Annotated in this window: 14 protein-coding genes; 7 read left to right on the top strand and 7 right to left on the bottom strand. The window is 73.1% G+C overall.

Translation table 11 applies throughout. The features are described 5' to 3' along the window. The first annotated feature begins 7 nt into the window (after nucleotides 1-7). The 3 genes from AC5RWQ_RS17155 to AC5RWQ_RS17145 all read left to right on the top strand — a co-directional run bounded on the left by AC5RWQ_RS17155 (nucleotide 8) and on the right by AC5RWQ_RS17145 (nucleotide 2646). A complete protein-coding gene (locus AC5RWQ_RS17155; RefSeq protein ID WP_494283709.1) occupies nucleotides 8-325 on the top strand; it encodes a DUF6412 domain-containing protein in 318 nt (105 codons plus the stop codon). A 79-nt stretch (nucleotides 326-404) separates the two neighbouring features. Continuing rightward, nucleotides 405-1148 (top strand): membrane protein insertase YidC, encoded by a 744-nt coding sequence (gene yidC / locus AC5RWQ_RS17150; RefSeq protein WP_494283708.1) that lies wholly within the window; start codon nucleotides 405-407, stop codon nucleotides 1146-1148. A gap of 181 nt (nucleotides 1149-1329) precedes the next feature. Beyond that, a complete protein-coding gene (locus tag AC5RWQ_RS17145; protein WP_494283707.1) occupies nucleotides 1330-2646 on the top strand; it encodes a carbohydrate-binding protein in 1317 nt (438 codons plus the stop codon). Between the two features lie 82 nt (nucleotides 2647-2728). Here AC5RWQ_RS17145 and AC5RWQ_RS17140 read toward each other — a convergent pair whose 3' ends face one another. Then, complete coding sequence (locus AC5RWQ_RS17140; RefSeq protein ID WP_494283706.1) at nucleotides 2729-3400, bottom strand: DedA family protein; 672 nt, start codon at nucleotides 3398-3400, stop codon at nucleotides 2729-2731. 146 nt (nucleotides 3401-3546) lie between these two features. After that, nucleotides 3547-4155 (bottom strand): DUF1349 domain-containing protein, encoded by a 609-nt coding sequence (locus tag AC5RWQ_RS17135; RefSeq protein WP_494283705.1) that lies wholly within the window; start codon nucleotides 4153-4155, stop codon nucleotides 3547-3549. A gap of 91 nt (nucleotides 4156-4246) precedes the next feature. Between AC5RWQ_RS17135 and AC5RWQ_RS17130 the strand changes: the two genes are divergently transcribed. Both AC5RWQ_RS17130 and fabG read left to right on the top strand, forming a co-directional pair. Continuing rightward, the gene (locus AC5RWQ_RS17130) at nucleotides 4247-5899 is read left to right on the top strand and encodes an alpha-amylase family protein (RefSeq protein ID WP_494283704.1); all 1653 of its coding nucleotides are present in this window, start codon (nucleotides 4247-4249) and stop codon (nucleotides 5897-5899) included. Between the two features lie 103 nt (nucleotides 5900-6002). Beyond that, complete coding sequence (gene fabG, locus AC5RWQ_RS17125; protein WP_494283703.1) at nucleotides 6003-6761, top strand: 3-oxoacyl-ACP reductase FabG; 759 nt, start codon at nucleotides 6003-6005, stop codon at nucleotides 6759-6761. A gap of 102 nt (nucleotides 6762-6863) precedes the next feature. Here fabG and AC5RWQ_RS17120 read toward each other — a convergent pair whose 3' ends face one another. Both AC5RWQ_RS17120 and AC5RWQ_RS17115 read right to left on the bottom strand, forming a co-directional pair. Beyond that, nucleotides 6864-7280 carry a hypothetical protein gene (locus AC5RWQ_RS17120; RefSeq protein WP_494283702.1) on the bottom strand — a complete coding sequence of 139 codons (417 nt, stop codon included), beginning with the start codon at nucleotides 7278-7280 and terminating at the stop codon, nucleotides 6864-6866. Further along, nucleotides 7273-7677: a hypothetical protein gene (locus tag AC5RWQ_RS17115; RefSeq protein WP_494283701.1), complete on the bottom strand. Its 405-nt coding sequence runs from the start codon at nucleotides 7675-7677 to the stop codon at nucleotides 7273-7275. The genes AC5RWQ_RS17120 and AC5RWQ_RS17115 overlap by 8 nt, the downstream gene beginning before the upstream one ends. 205 nt (nucleotides 7678-7882) lie before the next feature. Between AC5RWQ_RS17115 and AC5RWQ_RS17110 the strand changes: the two genes are divergently transcribed. Then, complete coding sequence (locus AC5RWQ_RS17110) at nucleotides 7883-8782, top strand: Gfo/Idh/MocA family protein (protein WP_494283700.1); 900 nt, start codon at nucleotides 7883-7885, stop codon at nucleotides 8780-8782. Between the two features lie 66 nt (nucleotides 8783-8848). Here AC5RWQ_RS17110 and AC5RWQ_RS17105 read toward each other — a convergent pair whose 3' ends face one another. Beyond that, on the bottom strand, nucleotides 8849-9040 hold the full coding sequence (locus AC5RWQ_RS17105) for a DUF2795 domain-containing protein (RefSeq protein ID WP_334490837.1): 192 nt from the start codon (nucleotides 9038-9040) through the stop codon (nucleotides 8849-8851). Nucleotides 9041-9120: 80 nt separating this feature from the next. Between AC5RWQ_RS17105 and AC5RWQ_RS17100 the strand changes: the two genes are divergently transcribed. Continuing rightward, nucleotides 9121-10377 carry an erythromycin esterase family protein gene (locus AC5RWQ_RS17100; RefSeq protein WP_494283699.1) on the top strand — a complete coding sequence of 419 codons (1257 nt, stop codon included), beginning with the start codon at nucleotides 9121-9123 and terminating at the stop codon, nucleotides 10375-10377. Between the two features lie 21 nt (nucleotides 10378-10398). Here the strand turns inward: AC5RWQ_RS17100 and AC5RWQ_RS17095 are convergent, their stop codons facing one another. Together AC5RWQ_RS17095 and AC5RWQ_RS17090 are read right to left on the bottom strand one after the other, a co-directional pair. After that, nucleotides 10399-12576 (bottom strand): MMPL family transporter, encoded by a 2178-nt coding sequence (locus AC5RWQ_RS17095; protein WP_494283698.1) that lies wholly within the window; start codon nucleotides 12574-12576, stop codon nucleotides 10399-10401. A 13-nt stretch (nucleotides 12577-12589) separates the two neighbouring features. After that, complete coding sequence (locus AC5RWQ_RS17090; RefSeq protein ID WP_494283697.1) at nucleotides 12590-13150, bottom strand: TetR/AcrR family transcriptional regulator; 561 nt, start codon at nucleotides 13148-13150, stop codon at nucleotides 12590-12592. Nucleotides 13151-13181: the final 31 nt, after the last annotated feature.

The following is a 13181-nucleotide window of genomic DNA, read 5'->3' as shown; positions in this document are numbered from 1 at the left end:
GGTGCCCGTGCCGGGTGTGCTGGTGGCGGTGACGGGTCTGTGGGCGTACGCGCTCACCGAGCTGACGCTGCTCGGCCAGCGGCCGGCCGATCTCCTCGCCGGCGCGGCGGTGCTGGCCGCGCTGCTGCTCGCGGCGGTCCTCGCCGGGCGGGCCGGGTTGGCCGGGGCCGGCGCGCCGCCGGCCGGCCGGCGGGCCACCGGGCTGCGGGCCCGGGCCCGGGGCCGCCGGGTGCCCCGGCAGGTCGATCCGGACGCGGCGGGCCGGCCCCGCCCCCGGGCGCCGGGTGGCCGCCCGCCGGTCGGGTGGCGTCCGGTCGCGGGCTGACCCCGCGCGCCGCCGTCCGGCCGGTTCCGCCGTCATCCGTCCCGATGGGACATCCGGAATCGGACCGAGGGGTTCACCCATGCTCGCCTTCTCCCCTGTGCACGACGCGGCGGCCGCGGCCGGCGCCGCCGTCGGTTGGCTCTCCGGCGTGCTCGCGCCGCTCACCGGCGGGGCGGCCACCGCCGCCGCCATCGTGCTGTTCACCATCGCCGTCCGCCTGCTGATCTCCCCGTTGACCCTCGCGCAGGTCCGCGGGGAGCGGCGCCGCGCGGCGCTCACCCCGGAGGTCCGTCAGCTCCAGCAGCGCCACGCGGACGATCCGGCGAAGCTCCAGTCGGAGCTCTTCGCGCTCTACCGACGGGCCGGGGCGTCGCCGGTCGCCGGCTGCCTGCCGGCCCTGCTCCAGGCGCCGTTCTTCCTGGTCATGTACCGCCTCTTCGCCACCGGCGACGGCGGCGCCGGGCTGCTGGACGACAAGCTTGGCGGGGTGCCGCTCGGCTGGCACCTCGGCGACGGGCTGTCGCCGTCGGTGCTGGCGGTCTTCGGGCTGCTGCTCGGGCTGCTGCTCGTGCTGGCCTGGTTCTCCTCCCGGCGGGCGAAGCGGGCGGCGGCGGCGACCGGCACGGTGGCCGGCGCCCCGACCGAGGGGCCGGGGGCGGCGGTGCTGGGCCGGCTGATCCCGCTGCTGCCGTACACGACGGTGCTGGTGGCGCTGGTGGTGCCGCTGGCCGCCGTGCTCTATCTGGTGACCACCACGGCGTGGACCGCCGGTGAGCAGGTGGTGCTGCGCCGCCCGCAGCCGGCAGGCATCGACTCCCGTTGACAAGGGGCGTCGTGACGGCGTAGAAAGCGCTCTCAGAGAGCGCTCTCTCCCGTCCCCCAGAGAGGCACCCCGATGAACGCTGTCCCGGCGGCCCCCCGCCGCCCCCGCCACCCCGCGCCGGCGCCGGCGCCTCCTGCTCGCCCTCGGCGTCGCCGCCACCACCGTCCTGGCCGGCGTCCAGATGACCGCCCAGGCCGCCGTCCCGCCACCGCCGTCGGGCTGGAACCTGATGTGGAGCGACGACTTCACCGGCGGGGCCGGCACCCTGCCGTCCTCGACCAACTGGATCATCGACACCGGCACCAGCTACCCCGGCGGCCCGGCCAACTGGGGCACCGGCGAGATCCAGACGTACACCTCCAGCACCGCCAACCTCAGCCAGGACGGCGCCGGCAACCTGCGGATCACCCCGTTGAAGGACACCGCCGGCCGGTGGACCTCGGCCCGGATCGAGACGGTCCGCGCCGACTTCAAGCCGCCCGCCGGGGGCGTCCTGGCGATCGAGGGCCGGATCCAGATGCCCAACGTCACCGGCGCCGAGGCGGCCGGCTACTGGCCCGCGTTCTGGTCGCTCGGCTCGCCCTACCGGGGCAACTACCAGAACTGGCCGGGCATCGGCGAGATCGATGTGATGGAGAACGTCAACGGGCTCAACCAGGTCTGGGGCACGCTGCACTGCGGGTACGCCCCGGGCGGGCCGTGCAACGAGTTCAACGGCCTCGGCAACACCCGGGCCTGCCCGGGCAGCAGCTGCCAGTCCGCGTTCCACACCTACCGCACCGAGTGGGACGCCTCGGTCAGCCCCCAGCAACTGCGCTGGTACGTCGACGGGCAGCTCTTCCACACCGTCAGCCAGACCCAGGTCGGTGACCCGTACTGGGGGCAGATGACCGACCACGGCGGATACTTCCTGCTGCTCAACGTGGCGATGGGCGGGTCGTTCCCGAACGGGGTGGCCGGCTACACCACGCCGACCCGGTCGACCGTCTCCGGCCGGCCGATGCTGGTCGACTACGTGGCCGTCTACCGCAAGGGGTCGACCTCCAGCCCGTCACCGAGCCCGACCACGACCACCCCGCCGCCGTCCGGCACGGTCGACGCGTACGGGACCATCCAGGCCGAGGCGTTCAGCGCGCAGAACGGGGTGATCGTCGAGGCGTGCACCGAGGGCGGGCAGAACCTCGGCGCGCTGCGCAACGGTGACTGGGCCCGGTACGACAACGTGGACTTCGGCACCACCGGGCCGCGGGACTTCGTGGCCCGGGTCGCGTCCGGCGCGCCGAACGGGGTGAGCGGGCTGGTCGAGGTCCGGCTGGACAGCCCGACCAGCGCCCCGATCGGCAGCTTCGCGATCGCCAACACCGGCGGCTGGCAGAGCTGGCGCTCGGTGCCGGGCAACACCGCCGCGGTGACCGGGCGGCACACCGTCTACCTGACCTTCACCAGCGGCCAGGGGGCGGACTTCGTCAACGTCAACTGGTTCACCTTCCGGCGCTGACGCCCGGCGCCGAGGGGCCCGCGTCGCCGACGCGGGCCCCTCGGCGTTTTTCGGGCAATGGTGTCGAACTGCTCCGGCGCGGTCAGCGGCCGGCGGTCACCGACTGCCGGTCGCGCCGCGCCCGCCGCCTGCGGACCTTCTTGACCACCCAGCTGGCGATCATGATGCCGAAGATCGCAAAGATCGCGTAGTTGAACCAACTGCTGTACTGCTCCACCTGCTGCCAGCGGGAGCCCAGCGCGTAGCCGGCACCGACGATCAGCGCGTTCCACACCCCGCTGCCCAACGTGGTGAGCAGCAGAAACTCGCCCAGCGGCATCCGGTTCGCCCCGGCCGGCACCGAGACCAGGCTCCGCACCACCGGGACCACCCGGCCGATCAGGACCGCCCACCGGCCGTGCCGCTCGAACCAACGGTCCGCCTTCTCCAGGTCACTCCGGTCGACCAGCGGGACGTGGTCCAGCCAGCGCTTGAGCCGCTCCTCGCCCAGCGCCGCGCCGAGCCAGTAGAGCAGCAGCGCGCCGACCAGCGACCCGACCGTCGCGGCGAGCACGATCAGCGCGACGTTGAACCGACCCTGCGACGACAGGTAGCCGGCCAGCGCCAGCACGATCTCGCTGGGGATCGGCGGGATGACGCTCTCCAGCGCCACCAGGAAGGCCACGCCGACCGCGCCGAGCGAGTCGATGATGCTCGCCACCCACCCGGTCAGCCCGCTGAACTGGTTCGGGTCGACGTTCTGGGCGAGAGCCATGGGCGTCCTTCCGAGAGTTGCCGGGGATCAGACGGTGGTACCCGCGACACTGGCCCTCACACCTGCCGTGACCCGCCCCACTGACCTGCCGCTCAGCCCGCCCGCGCCGGCACCCCCGGGACCGGGCGACCGGCCCGGCCCGGCGGTCAGTCCTCCGGGTGCAGCGCCTCGTCGGCCGGGCCCCGCCGCCAGCCGGTGAACCGGACGGTCAGCCCGCCCCGGGTCGGCGAGCAGCAGAACGGCCCGGCGAGCGCGTCGGCCCCCGGCGCGAGCGGCGCCAGCCGGACCAGCCGCCACGGCTCGCCGTCCACCCGGGCCCGGACGGTCAGCGCGTCGCCGTCCCGGCTGGCCCGGACGGTCACCTCCCGCCCGGCCCACTCCGGCACCGGGGCCACCGACCAGTCGGAGACCTCCCGGGTCACCACCGCACCGAGCTGCGGTTGGCCGTCGCTGACCTCCACCCCGGCCTTGACCCAGTTCCGCTCGTCCACCCGGACCAGCACCCCGGCCTGGTCGAACCGCTCGGTGTAGTCCAGCCGGAAGGACACCTCGACGGCGCTGCCACCGGGCAGCGGGGCGAGCAGGGCCGGCCCGTCGTCGTGCACGAAGCCGTAGCTGGTGTGCCGCCAGAAGTCGCTCTCCGCTCCCGGCTCCACCAGCAGCCCGCCGTCGGCGCTCCGCGCCACCCGGACCGGTTCGGTCAGCCAGTCGCCGGCGTCCCAGTCCACGTCGCGCATCGTGCCGTCCTCGCTCATGCCCGCACCGTACCGCCGGTCCCCGACCATTCCGGGGGCGCCTGCCACCCCGGCGTTTGCCGAGGGAGCCGATCGGAGACATAAACCCGGCATGGGTGACAGGTGGTATTCCGAGGCGGTCGTCTACTGCCTCGACGTCGACACGTACGCGGACTCCGACGGCGACGGGGTCGGTGACCTCCGTGGCCTGATCGGCCGGCTGGACTATCTGGCCCGGCTGGGGGTGACCTGCCTGTGGCTCAACCCGATCCACCCGTCGCCGAACCAGGACGACGGGTACGACGCGACCGACTTCTACAACGTCGACCCGCGACTCGGGACCCTCGGTGACTTCGCCGAACTGCTGCACCAGGCGCAGAACCGGGGCATCCGGGTGATCATCGACCTGGTGGTCAACCACACCTCCGACCAGCACCCGTGGTTCCAGTCCGCCCGTTCCTCGCCCGACTCGCCGTACCGGGACTGGTACGTCTGGGCGGACCAGGAGCCGGACGACCGGCACCAGGGCATGGTCTTCCCCGGCGAGCAGCACGAGACGTGGAGCTACGACCGGACCGCCAAGGCCTGGTACTACCACCGCTTCTACAAGTTCCAGCCGGACCTGAACATCAGCAACCCGAAGGTGCGCGAGGAGATCAAGAAGATCACCTCGTTCTGGCTCCAGCTCGGGGTCTCCGGCTTCCGGATGGACGCGGTGCCGTTCATCATCGAGCAGACCGAGCCGGGCAACTCCAACTCGCCCAAGGACTTCGAGTTCATCACCGAGTTGCGCCAGCACGTGCAGTGGCGCCGCGGCGACGCCGTCCTGCTGGCCGAGGCGAACGTCGAGCCGGACCAGCTTCCGGTCTACTTCGGCGACGGGAGCGGGTCGGGCAACCGGATCCACATGCTCTTCGACTTCATGCTCAACGGCCGACTGATGCTCGCCCTCGCCCGGGAGGACCCGGAGGCCATCATCGACGCGCTGCGCGACACCCCGAAGCTGCCCGCCGGCGGCCAGTGGGCGACCTTCCTGCGCAACCACGACGAGATCGACCTGTCCCGGCTCACCGCGGACCAGCGCAACGACGTGCTGGCGAAGTTCGGCCCGGACGAGGAGATGCAGCTCTACGGCCGGGGCATCCGGCGCCGGCTCGCCCCGATGCTCGGCAACGACCGGCGGCACGTCGAGCTGGCGTACGCCCTGCAGTTCTCGCTGCGCGGCACGCCGGTGCTGCGCTACGGCGAGGAGATCGGCATGGGCGAGAACCTGGCGCTGAAGGGGCGCGACGCGATCCGTACCCCGATGCAGTGGTCGTACCAGACCAACGGCGGCTTCTCCACGGCGGAACCGGAGAAGCTGGTCCGACCGGTGATCGACACCGGCGAGTACGGCTACGAGACGGTCAACGTGACCGCCCAGCGCAAGGACCCCCGGTCCCTGCTCGGCTGGTTCGAGCGGATGATCCGGACGCTGCGGGAGGCGCCGGAGGTCGGCTCCGGCGCCACCACCCACATCGACGTGCCGATGCCGGCCGGCGTGCTCGCGCACCGGGCCGACGGTCCCACCGGGACGATGGTCTTCCTGCACAACCTCGGCACCGACGACGTCGAGGTCGACCTGAGCACCCTGCAGCCGGAGGCCGACCTGCCGATAGACGTCCTCTCCGACCGGGGCTACGACGAGGTCGGCAAGCTGGACCGGCTGAAGCTCGCCGGACACGGCTACCGCTGGATCCGGCTCTGCCGCAGCTGGTCGTCCTGACCACCCGCCGCACCGGCCCGTCGCCGCTCGTCGGCGGCGGGCCGGTCCGCGTACCCCTGGGTTAAGCTCCTTCGATCGAGCCACAAGTTACCGGGAGGTAATCATGTCGGAGGAGCAGCGGGTCGCCATCGTGACCGGTGCCGCACGCGGCATCGGGGCGGCCACCGCACGGCGGCTGGCCGCCGACGGCATGGCCGTCGCGGTGGTCGACATCGAGGAGTCGGCGACCAAGGAGACCGTGGACGCGATCGCCGCCGCGGGCGGGCGGGCCCTCGGTGTCGGCGCCGACGTGTCCGACCGGGCCCAGGTGGAGGCCGCCGTCGAGCGGGTCGCCGCGGAGCTGGGCGGGCCGACGGTGCTGGTCAACAACGCCGGCGTGCTCCGCGACAACCTGCTGTTCAAGATGACCGACGCCGACTGGGACACGGTCATGGGCGTGCACCTGCGGGGCGCATTCCTGTTCAGCCAGGCCGCCCAGAAGCACATGGTCGAGCGCAAGTGGGGCCGGATCGTCAACCTCTCCAGCACCTCGGCGCTGGGCAACCGGGGCCAGGCGAACTACTCGGCCGCCAAGGCCGGCATGCAGGGCTTCACCAAGACCCTCGCCATCGAGCTGGGCCCGTTCGGCGTGACCGTCAACGCGGTCGCGCCGGGCTTCATCGTCACCGACATGACCGCCGCGACGGCCGCTCGGATGAAGGTCGACTTCGACGACCTGCAGAAGCACGCCGCGGCCGAGATCCCGGTCCGCCGCCCCGGCCGCCCGGAGGACGTCGCGCACACCGTCTCGTTCCTGGCCAGCGAGGGCGCCTCGTTCGTCTCCGGCCAGGTCATCTACGTAGCCGGCGGCCCCAAGGACTGACCGCCCCGCACCAGGAATGGCCGCTCTTTCACGGAAAGAGCGGCCATTCCGCGCTCCGTGGCCACTCTTTCCGTGCAAGAGCGGCTCCCGGAGCGGGGAGGGTCAGGTGGTGGTGTGGCGGGTGCGGTAGAGCCAGAGGAGGCCGAGGGCCGGGAGGACCAGCGGGATGTAGCCGTAGCCGCTGCCGAAGCCGGACCAGACCGTCTCGTCGGGGAACAGCTCCCGGTCGGCCAGGCTGAGGATGCCGACCCCGACGACCCCGACCAGCTCGACGGAGCAGCAGACCAGCGCCACCCGGCGGCCGGTGTGCCCGGCCCGGGCCAGCCCGACCGCGGCCACGATGTAGATCACCGCGGCCAGCGCGGAGAGCAGGTACGCCACCGGCGCCTCGTCGAACTTCGTGGCGATCTGGAGCCCGGCGCGGGAGGTGGCGGCGATCGCGAACAGGATGTAGACCGCGATCAGCAGCCGCCCCGGCCCCTTGTTCGTGGCGCGCTCCGGCGCCCGGGTCTCAGCCACCGAGGGCCTCCCAGGTCTGCTGCAACCGCACCACGACCACCGGGGTGACCAGGCAGATCGCGCAGACGATCGCCGATCCCCAGCGGGTGGGCTCCATCCTCGCCAGCACCCACGCCAGCGGCGGCAGGCAGACCAGGGTCACCAGGTAGCCGAAGAAGGCGCCCGGCTCGCCCGGCTGGTCCCCGCCGCCGATGGCGACCAGCGCCACCACGGCCAGCGCGAGCAGCGCGACCTCCAACCCGGCCAGGCCGAGGAACTGGGCCCGGTCCGGCGGCCGGTGGCGCACCGCGGCCACCAGGGCCCAGAGCGCGAGTACGAGCGACAGCACGATCGCCGCCGTCGGGAGGATGCCGTCCACCGGCGAGCCGGCCGCGGCCGCGCTGGTCATCGGGGGCATCCGAGCGGAGTGTCGGTCACCGGCACAGCCTACTAACCGTCGTAGTACTCGCGGTCGCCCCGGTCCGCGCGTCGCGCCGCCCGGCCGGTCGCGCCGCGCTCCGTCGCGGCGCATCGGACCCGTTGCCTGCGTACCGACGGCGGGCGGGCTAGCGTGGATCACGGTCGCGGCGTCGCCGTGACCGACGACGACACCGGGGGTATCCGTGCTGCGGTTCGGCTTGTTCGGCACTGGTCACTGGGCGGCGGAGACGCACGCCGCCGCGATCGACGCGCACCCGCGCGCCACGCTGGCCGGCGTCTGGGGGCGTAACCCGGAGCGGGCGGCGGCGCTGGCCGAGCGGCACGGCGTGCCGGTCTTCGACGACGTCGACGCGCTGCTGGACGCGTGTGACGCGGTGGCCGTCGCGCTCCCGCCGGACGTGCAGGCCGGCATCGCCGTCCGGGCCGCCACCGCCGGTCGGCACCTGCTGCTGGACAAGCCGCTGGCGCTCGAGCTCGCCGACGCCGACCGGGTGGTCGCCGCCGCGCAGGGGGCCGGGGTGGCCTCGGTGGTCTTCTTCACCCAGCGCTACCACCCCAACATCACCGGATTCCTCGCCGCCACCGCCGCGGCCGGCGGCTGGCAGCACGCCCGGGCGACGATGTTCGCCTCGATCTACCAGCCGGGCAGCCCGTACGGCGACTCGCAGTGGCGGAAGAAGCACGGTGCCCTCTGGGACATCGGCCCGCACGCGCTGTCGCTGATCCTGCCGGTGCTGGGCCGGGTCACCCGGGTGGCCGCGATGGACGGCCCGAGCGGCCTGGTCCACCTGCTGCTCACCCACGACGGCGGCGCCACCAGCTCGCTCTCGCTCACCCTGGACGCGCCGCCCGAGGCGGTGACCAGGGACTTCGTCTTCTTCGGCGAGAACGGCACCGAGACCGTGCCGCCCGGGGACGGGAACGCGATCAGCGCCTTCGGCACCGCCATCGACCAGCTGCTGGAGGAGGTCGACGCGGGCACCCGCGACCACCGCTGCGACGTGCGCTTCGGCCGGGACGTGGTGGCCGTCCTGACGGCCGCCGAGACCGCCCGCGCCGAGGGCCGCACCGTCGACGTCTGACCGGTCACGGCCCGGGCGGGCCGGCCCCGGCGAGACGATGTCCCTACCCCTGCATGGTGGCTTGACTCAGGCCAGCGTGCTCAGGGCCTCGTTGAGGTCGGCGGGGGAGTCGAACTGCTCCGCCGGCAACGCCCGCAACATCTGGAGCATCTCGGTGCTGGCGCCGTTCTCCTGGCCCCAGCGGACCAGGTCCTCGCGGGAGACCGGGTAGTCGAGCCCGGCCAGGTACTCCTGGAACTGCACCCCGGTGACGGTCATGGGGGCCGGCTACCCGTCCAGCGCGCCGGCACACCGACGCCCGGCCGGTTTGCCCGTCCGAGCGCCGGGTAGCCGCGGACATGCTGGTTCAGCGGCTCGGCGCGCCGAGCGACTTCGATCCGGTTCTGGAGCGCGTCCGGGACGCCCGGGTGGTGATGATCGGTGAGGCCACCCACGGCAGCTACGACTACTACCGGCTGCGCGAGCAGCTCACCCGGCGGCTCATCGCCGAGCAGGGCTTCGATTTCGTGGCGGTGGAGGGGGACTGGCCGGACTGCGACCGGGTGCACCGGTCGGTGGTGGGCGCCCCCGGCGGCGCCGCCGATCCGCGTACCGCCCTGGAACGGTTCGAACGCTGGCCCACCTGGATGTGGGCGAACGCCGAGGTGGACCGCTTCTGCCGCTGGCTCAAGGCGTGGAACGTCGACCGCCCCGAGTCCGAGCGGGCCGGCTTCCACGGGCTGGACGTCTACAGCCTGTGGGAGTCGATGCAGGCCATCTTCGACTACCTCGGCGAGGAGGACCCGCGGTCGCTGGAGGCGGCGCAGGAGGCGTACCGGTGCTTCGAGCCGTACAACAAGCGGGTCGAGGAGTACGGCGCGGCCAGCCGGTTCGTCTCCGCCCGCTGCGAGGAGGAGGTGGTACGGCTGCTGGCGCGTACCCGGGCGCACGCCGTCTCGGACGGCCCGGCGGCCTTCTCGGCCTGGCAGAACGCGGAGGTGGTGGCCGGCGCGGAACGCTACTACCGGGCGATGGTGCACGGCGGCCCGGAGTCGTGGAACGTCCGCGACATCCACATGACCGACACCCTGGATCGCCTGCTGGAGCGGTACGGCCCGGGCTCGCGGGGGATCGTCTGGGCGCACAACACCCACGTGGGCGACGCCCGCTACACCGACATGGCGGGCGACGGAATGATCAACATCGGTCAGCTGGCCCGGGAGCGGCTCGGCCGGGACGCGGTCGCGCTGATCGGGATGGGCAGCTACCGGGGGACGGTCATCGCCGCCCCGCGCTGGGGTTCGCCGGCCGAGGCGATGGTGGTGCCGCCGGCCCGCGAGGGTTCGGTGGAGCGGCGGATGCACGAGCTGCTGCCGGACCGGGCGGTGCTGGTCTTCGGCGGCCCGGACCAGCCTGACTGGATCACCCGCACCGTCGACCACAGGGCGATCGGGGTGGTCTACGACCCGACGTTCGAGTCCTGGGGCAACTACGTGCCGACCCGGCTGGCCGACCGCTACGACGCCTTCGTCTGGTGCGCGGAGACCACCGCCCTGCATCCGCTGCCCACGCTGACGTCCTTCGGCGAGATGGAGACCTACCCGGCCGGCGTGTGACCGGCCGGGCAGGTCGCCGGGTCAGACGCCGACCGGCTGCTTCTCGAGGTGGGCGCGCAGGCCCTCGCCCTCGATGTCCACGTTGGGCAGGGCCTTGTCCAGCCAGCGGGGCAGCCACCAGGCCTTCGTGTTGAGCAGGGACATCACCGTGGGGACGATGGTCATCCGGACGACGAAGGCGTCGACCGCGACGCCGACGGCGAGCGCGAAGCCCATCGACTTGATCACCGGGTCGTCGAGGAAGACGAAGCCGCCGAACACCGAGATCATGATGAGTGCGGCGGCGGTGACCACCCGGGCACCGTGCCCCATCCCGTTGATGGTGGCCTGCCGGGCGGTGTCACCGTGCACGAAGTCCTCCCGCATCCGGGAGACCAGGAAGACCTCGTAGTCCATCGCCAGCCCGAACAGGATGCCGATGAGCAGGATCGGCAGGAAACTGATCAGCGGCCCCGGGGTGTCCAGTCCGACCAGGTCGGAAAGGTGTCCCTGCTGGAACACCGCGACCGTGATGCCGAAGGTGGCCGCCACGGTGAGCAGGAAGCCCAGCGCCGCCTTGACCGGCACCAGGATCGAGCGGAACACCAGCATCAGCAGCAGGATCGACAGCCCGACCACCAGCAGCAGGTAGACCGGGAGCGCGTCGGACAGCTTCTCGGAGACGTCGATGCCGATCGCGGTGACGCCGGTCAGCAGCACCTCGGCGTTGCCGATCGAGCCGACGTGGTCCCGGATGTCGTGCACCAGCGTCTCGGTGGCGGCGTCGGTCGGCCCGGTCTTCGGGATGACGCCGAGCAGCGCGGTCCGGCCGCTGGGGTCGAGCTGCGGCGGGGCCACGGCCAGCACTCCCTCGGTGCGCTGGATCAGGGCGGCGACCTGCGGCACGGCGGCCGAGGTGGCCTGCGGCGAGTCGGCGGTGACCACCACCGCGAGCCGGCCGGTGAAGCCCGGGCCGAAGCCCTCCCGGATCAGGTCGTTGCTCACCCGGGCCGGGGTGCCCTCCGGCGCGGTGCCGGCGTCGGGCAGGGCCAGCCGCATGTCCTGGGCGGGGAGCGCGAGCAGCCCGAGGCCGAGCAGGCCGACCAGGATCACCGGGATGCGCAGCCGGGTCACCCAGTGCGCCCAGCGGAAGCCGAACCCGGAGCGGTCCTCCGAGCCGGTGGCGTCGGACTCGACCGCGTCGCGGCCGCGCAGCTTGCGGGGGAGCACCTTGCGGCCGGCGAAGCCGAGCAGCGCCGGGGCGAGGGTGATCGCGACGAGCACGGCCACGGTGACCGTGCCGGCGGCGGCCAGACCCATCACGGTGAGGAACGGGATGCCCACCACGGCGAGGCCGGCCAACGCGATGACCACGGTGGCGCCGGCGAAGACCACGGCGGAGCCGGCGGTGCCGACGGCGCGGCCGACCGCCTCCTCCGGGGTCAGCCCGTCGAGCAGGTTCTGCCGGTGCCGGGAGGTGATGAAGAGCGAGTAGTCGATGCCGACCGCCAGGCCGAGCATCAGCGCCAGGATGGGCGCGGTGCTGGTCAGCTCGACCGCCCCGCTGAGCGCGAACAGGCCGGCCATGCCGACGCCCACACCGATCAGCGCGTTGAGCATGGTCATGCCGGCGGCGACCAGCGAGCCGAAGGTGACGATCAGGACGATCGCGGCGACCGCCACGCCCAGCGCCTCGGTCGAGCCGACCTCCGGCTCGGAGTTGAGCACCTCACCGCCGGGCGCGACCTGCCAGCCCTGCGCGCCGGCCGGCACGGCAATCTTCTCGTACGCCTCGCGCTGCTCGTCGGTGACCTCGTCGGCGCCCTTGGCGAACTGCACCTGGACCAGGGCGTACCGGCCGTTCGGGGAGACCGCCTGGACCTGGAACGGGTCGAGGGCGCCGACCACCCCGGGCAGCGTGCCGGCCTCCTGCACGATCTGCTTGACCACGGCCTGCCCCTGCGGGGTGGCGAGCTGGCCGTCGGCGGGCGCCTTCACCGCGATGGTGCCGGTGGCGCCGCTGGCCGCCGGGAACCGGTCGGCGAGGAGGTCGAGCGCCTTCTGCGACTCGGTGCCGGGCATGGTGAAGTTGCTGGCCGTCGGGCCGCGCAGGGTGGCCGCGGCGAAGCCGAGGCCGACGAGTACGACGAGCCAGACGGCGACGACGAGTCGCCGGCGGCGCAGTGAGGCCCGGCCGAGCCGGTACAGCAGGGTCGCCATCAGATCCTTGTCCTCATTCGTGAGTGGATGGGTCGGTCGGGACGAGCGCCCGACGGGCGATGGAGAGCAGGGCGGGGCGCAGCTCCTCGTCGGGTAGGTCGACGAACTCGGCGCACGCCTCCGGTACCCCGGCGAGCACGACCAACGCGGCGATCCGGCCGGCGGGGCCGGCGCAGTCGCCGGCGAGCGCGTCGAGCAGCCGCTCGGAGATCCGCTGGACGTGGGCGAAGGCGGGCTGGGTGAGCAGCTCGGGGAACTCGCCGCGCAGCACCGCGATCTCCCGGCGGAAGCGCACCGCGAGGTCGACGAAGCCCTCGGCGGCGGCCCACTGGGCGGCGGCGCCGTCGAGGACGGCGAGCCGGGCGTCCAGCTCGGCGAGCACCTCGAGGGGTCGGGCCATCAGCTCGGCCAGCAGGGCTTCCTTGTTGGCGAAGTGGTAGAGCACCGTCGCCTTCGAACAGCCCACCTCGCGGGCGATGTCCTGCAGCGAGGTGCCCCGGTAGCCGGTGGCCGCGAAGCGCCGCGTCGCGGCGGCCAGGATGTCGCCGTGGGTCTCGGGCATGGGGCGGGCCATGCCGTCCAGCATGCCTGACCGATCGGTCAGA

The sequence above is a fragment of the Micromonospora sp. BS32 genome, from assembly GCF_059089345.1.
This window is presented reverse-complemented; position numbering and strand designations above follow the sequence as displayed.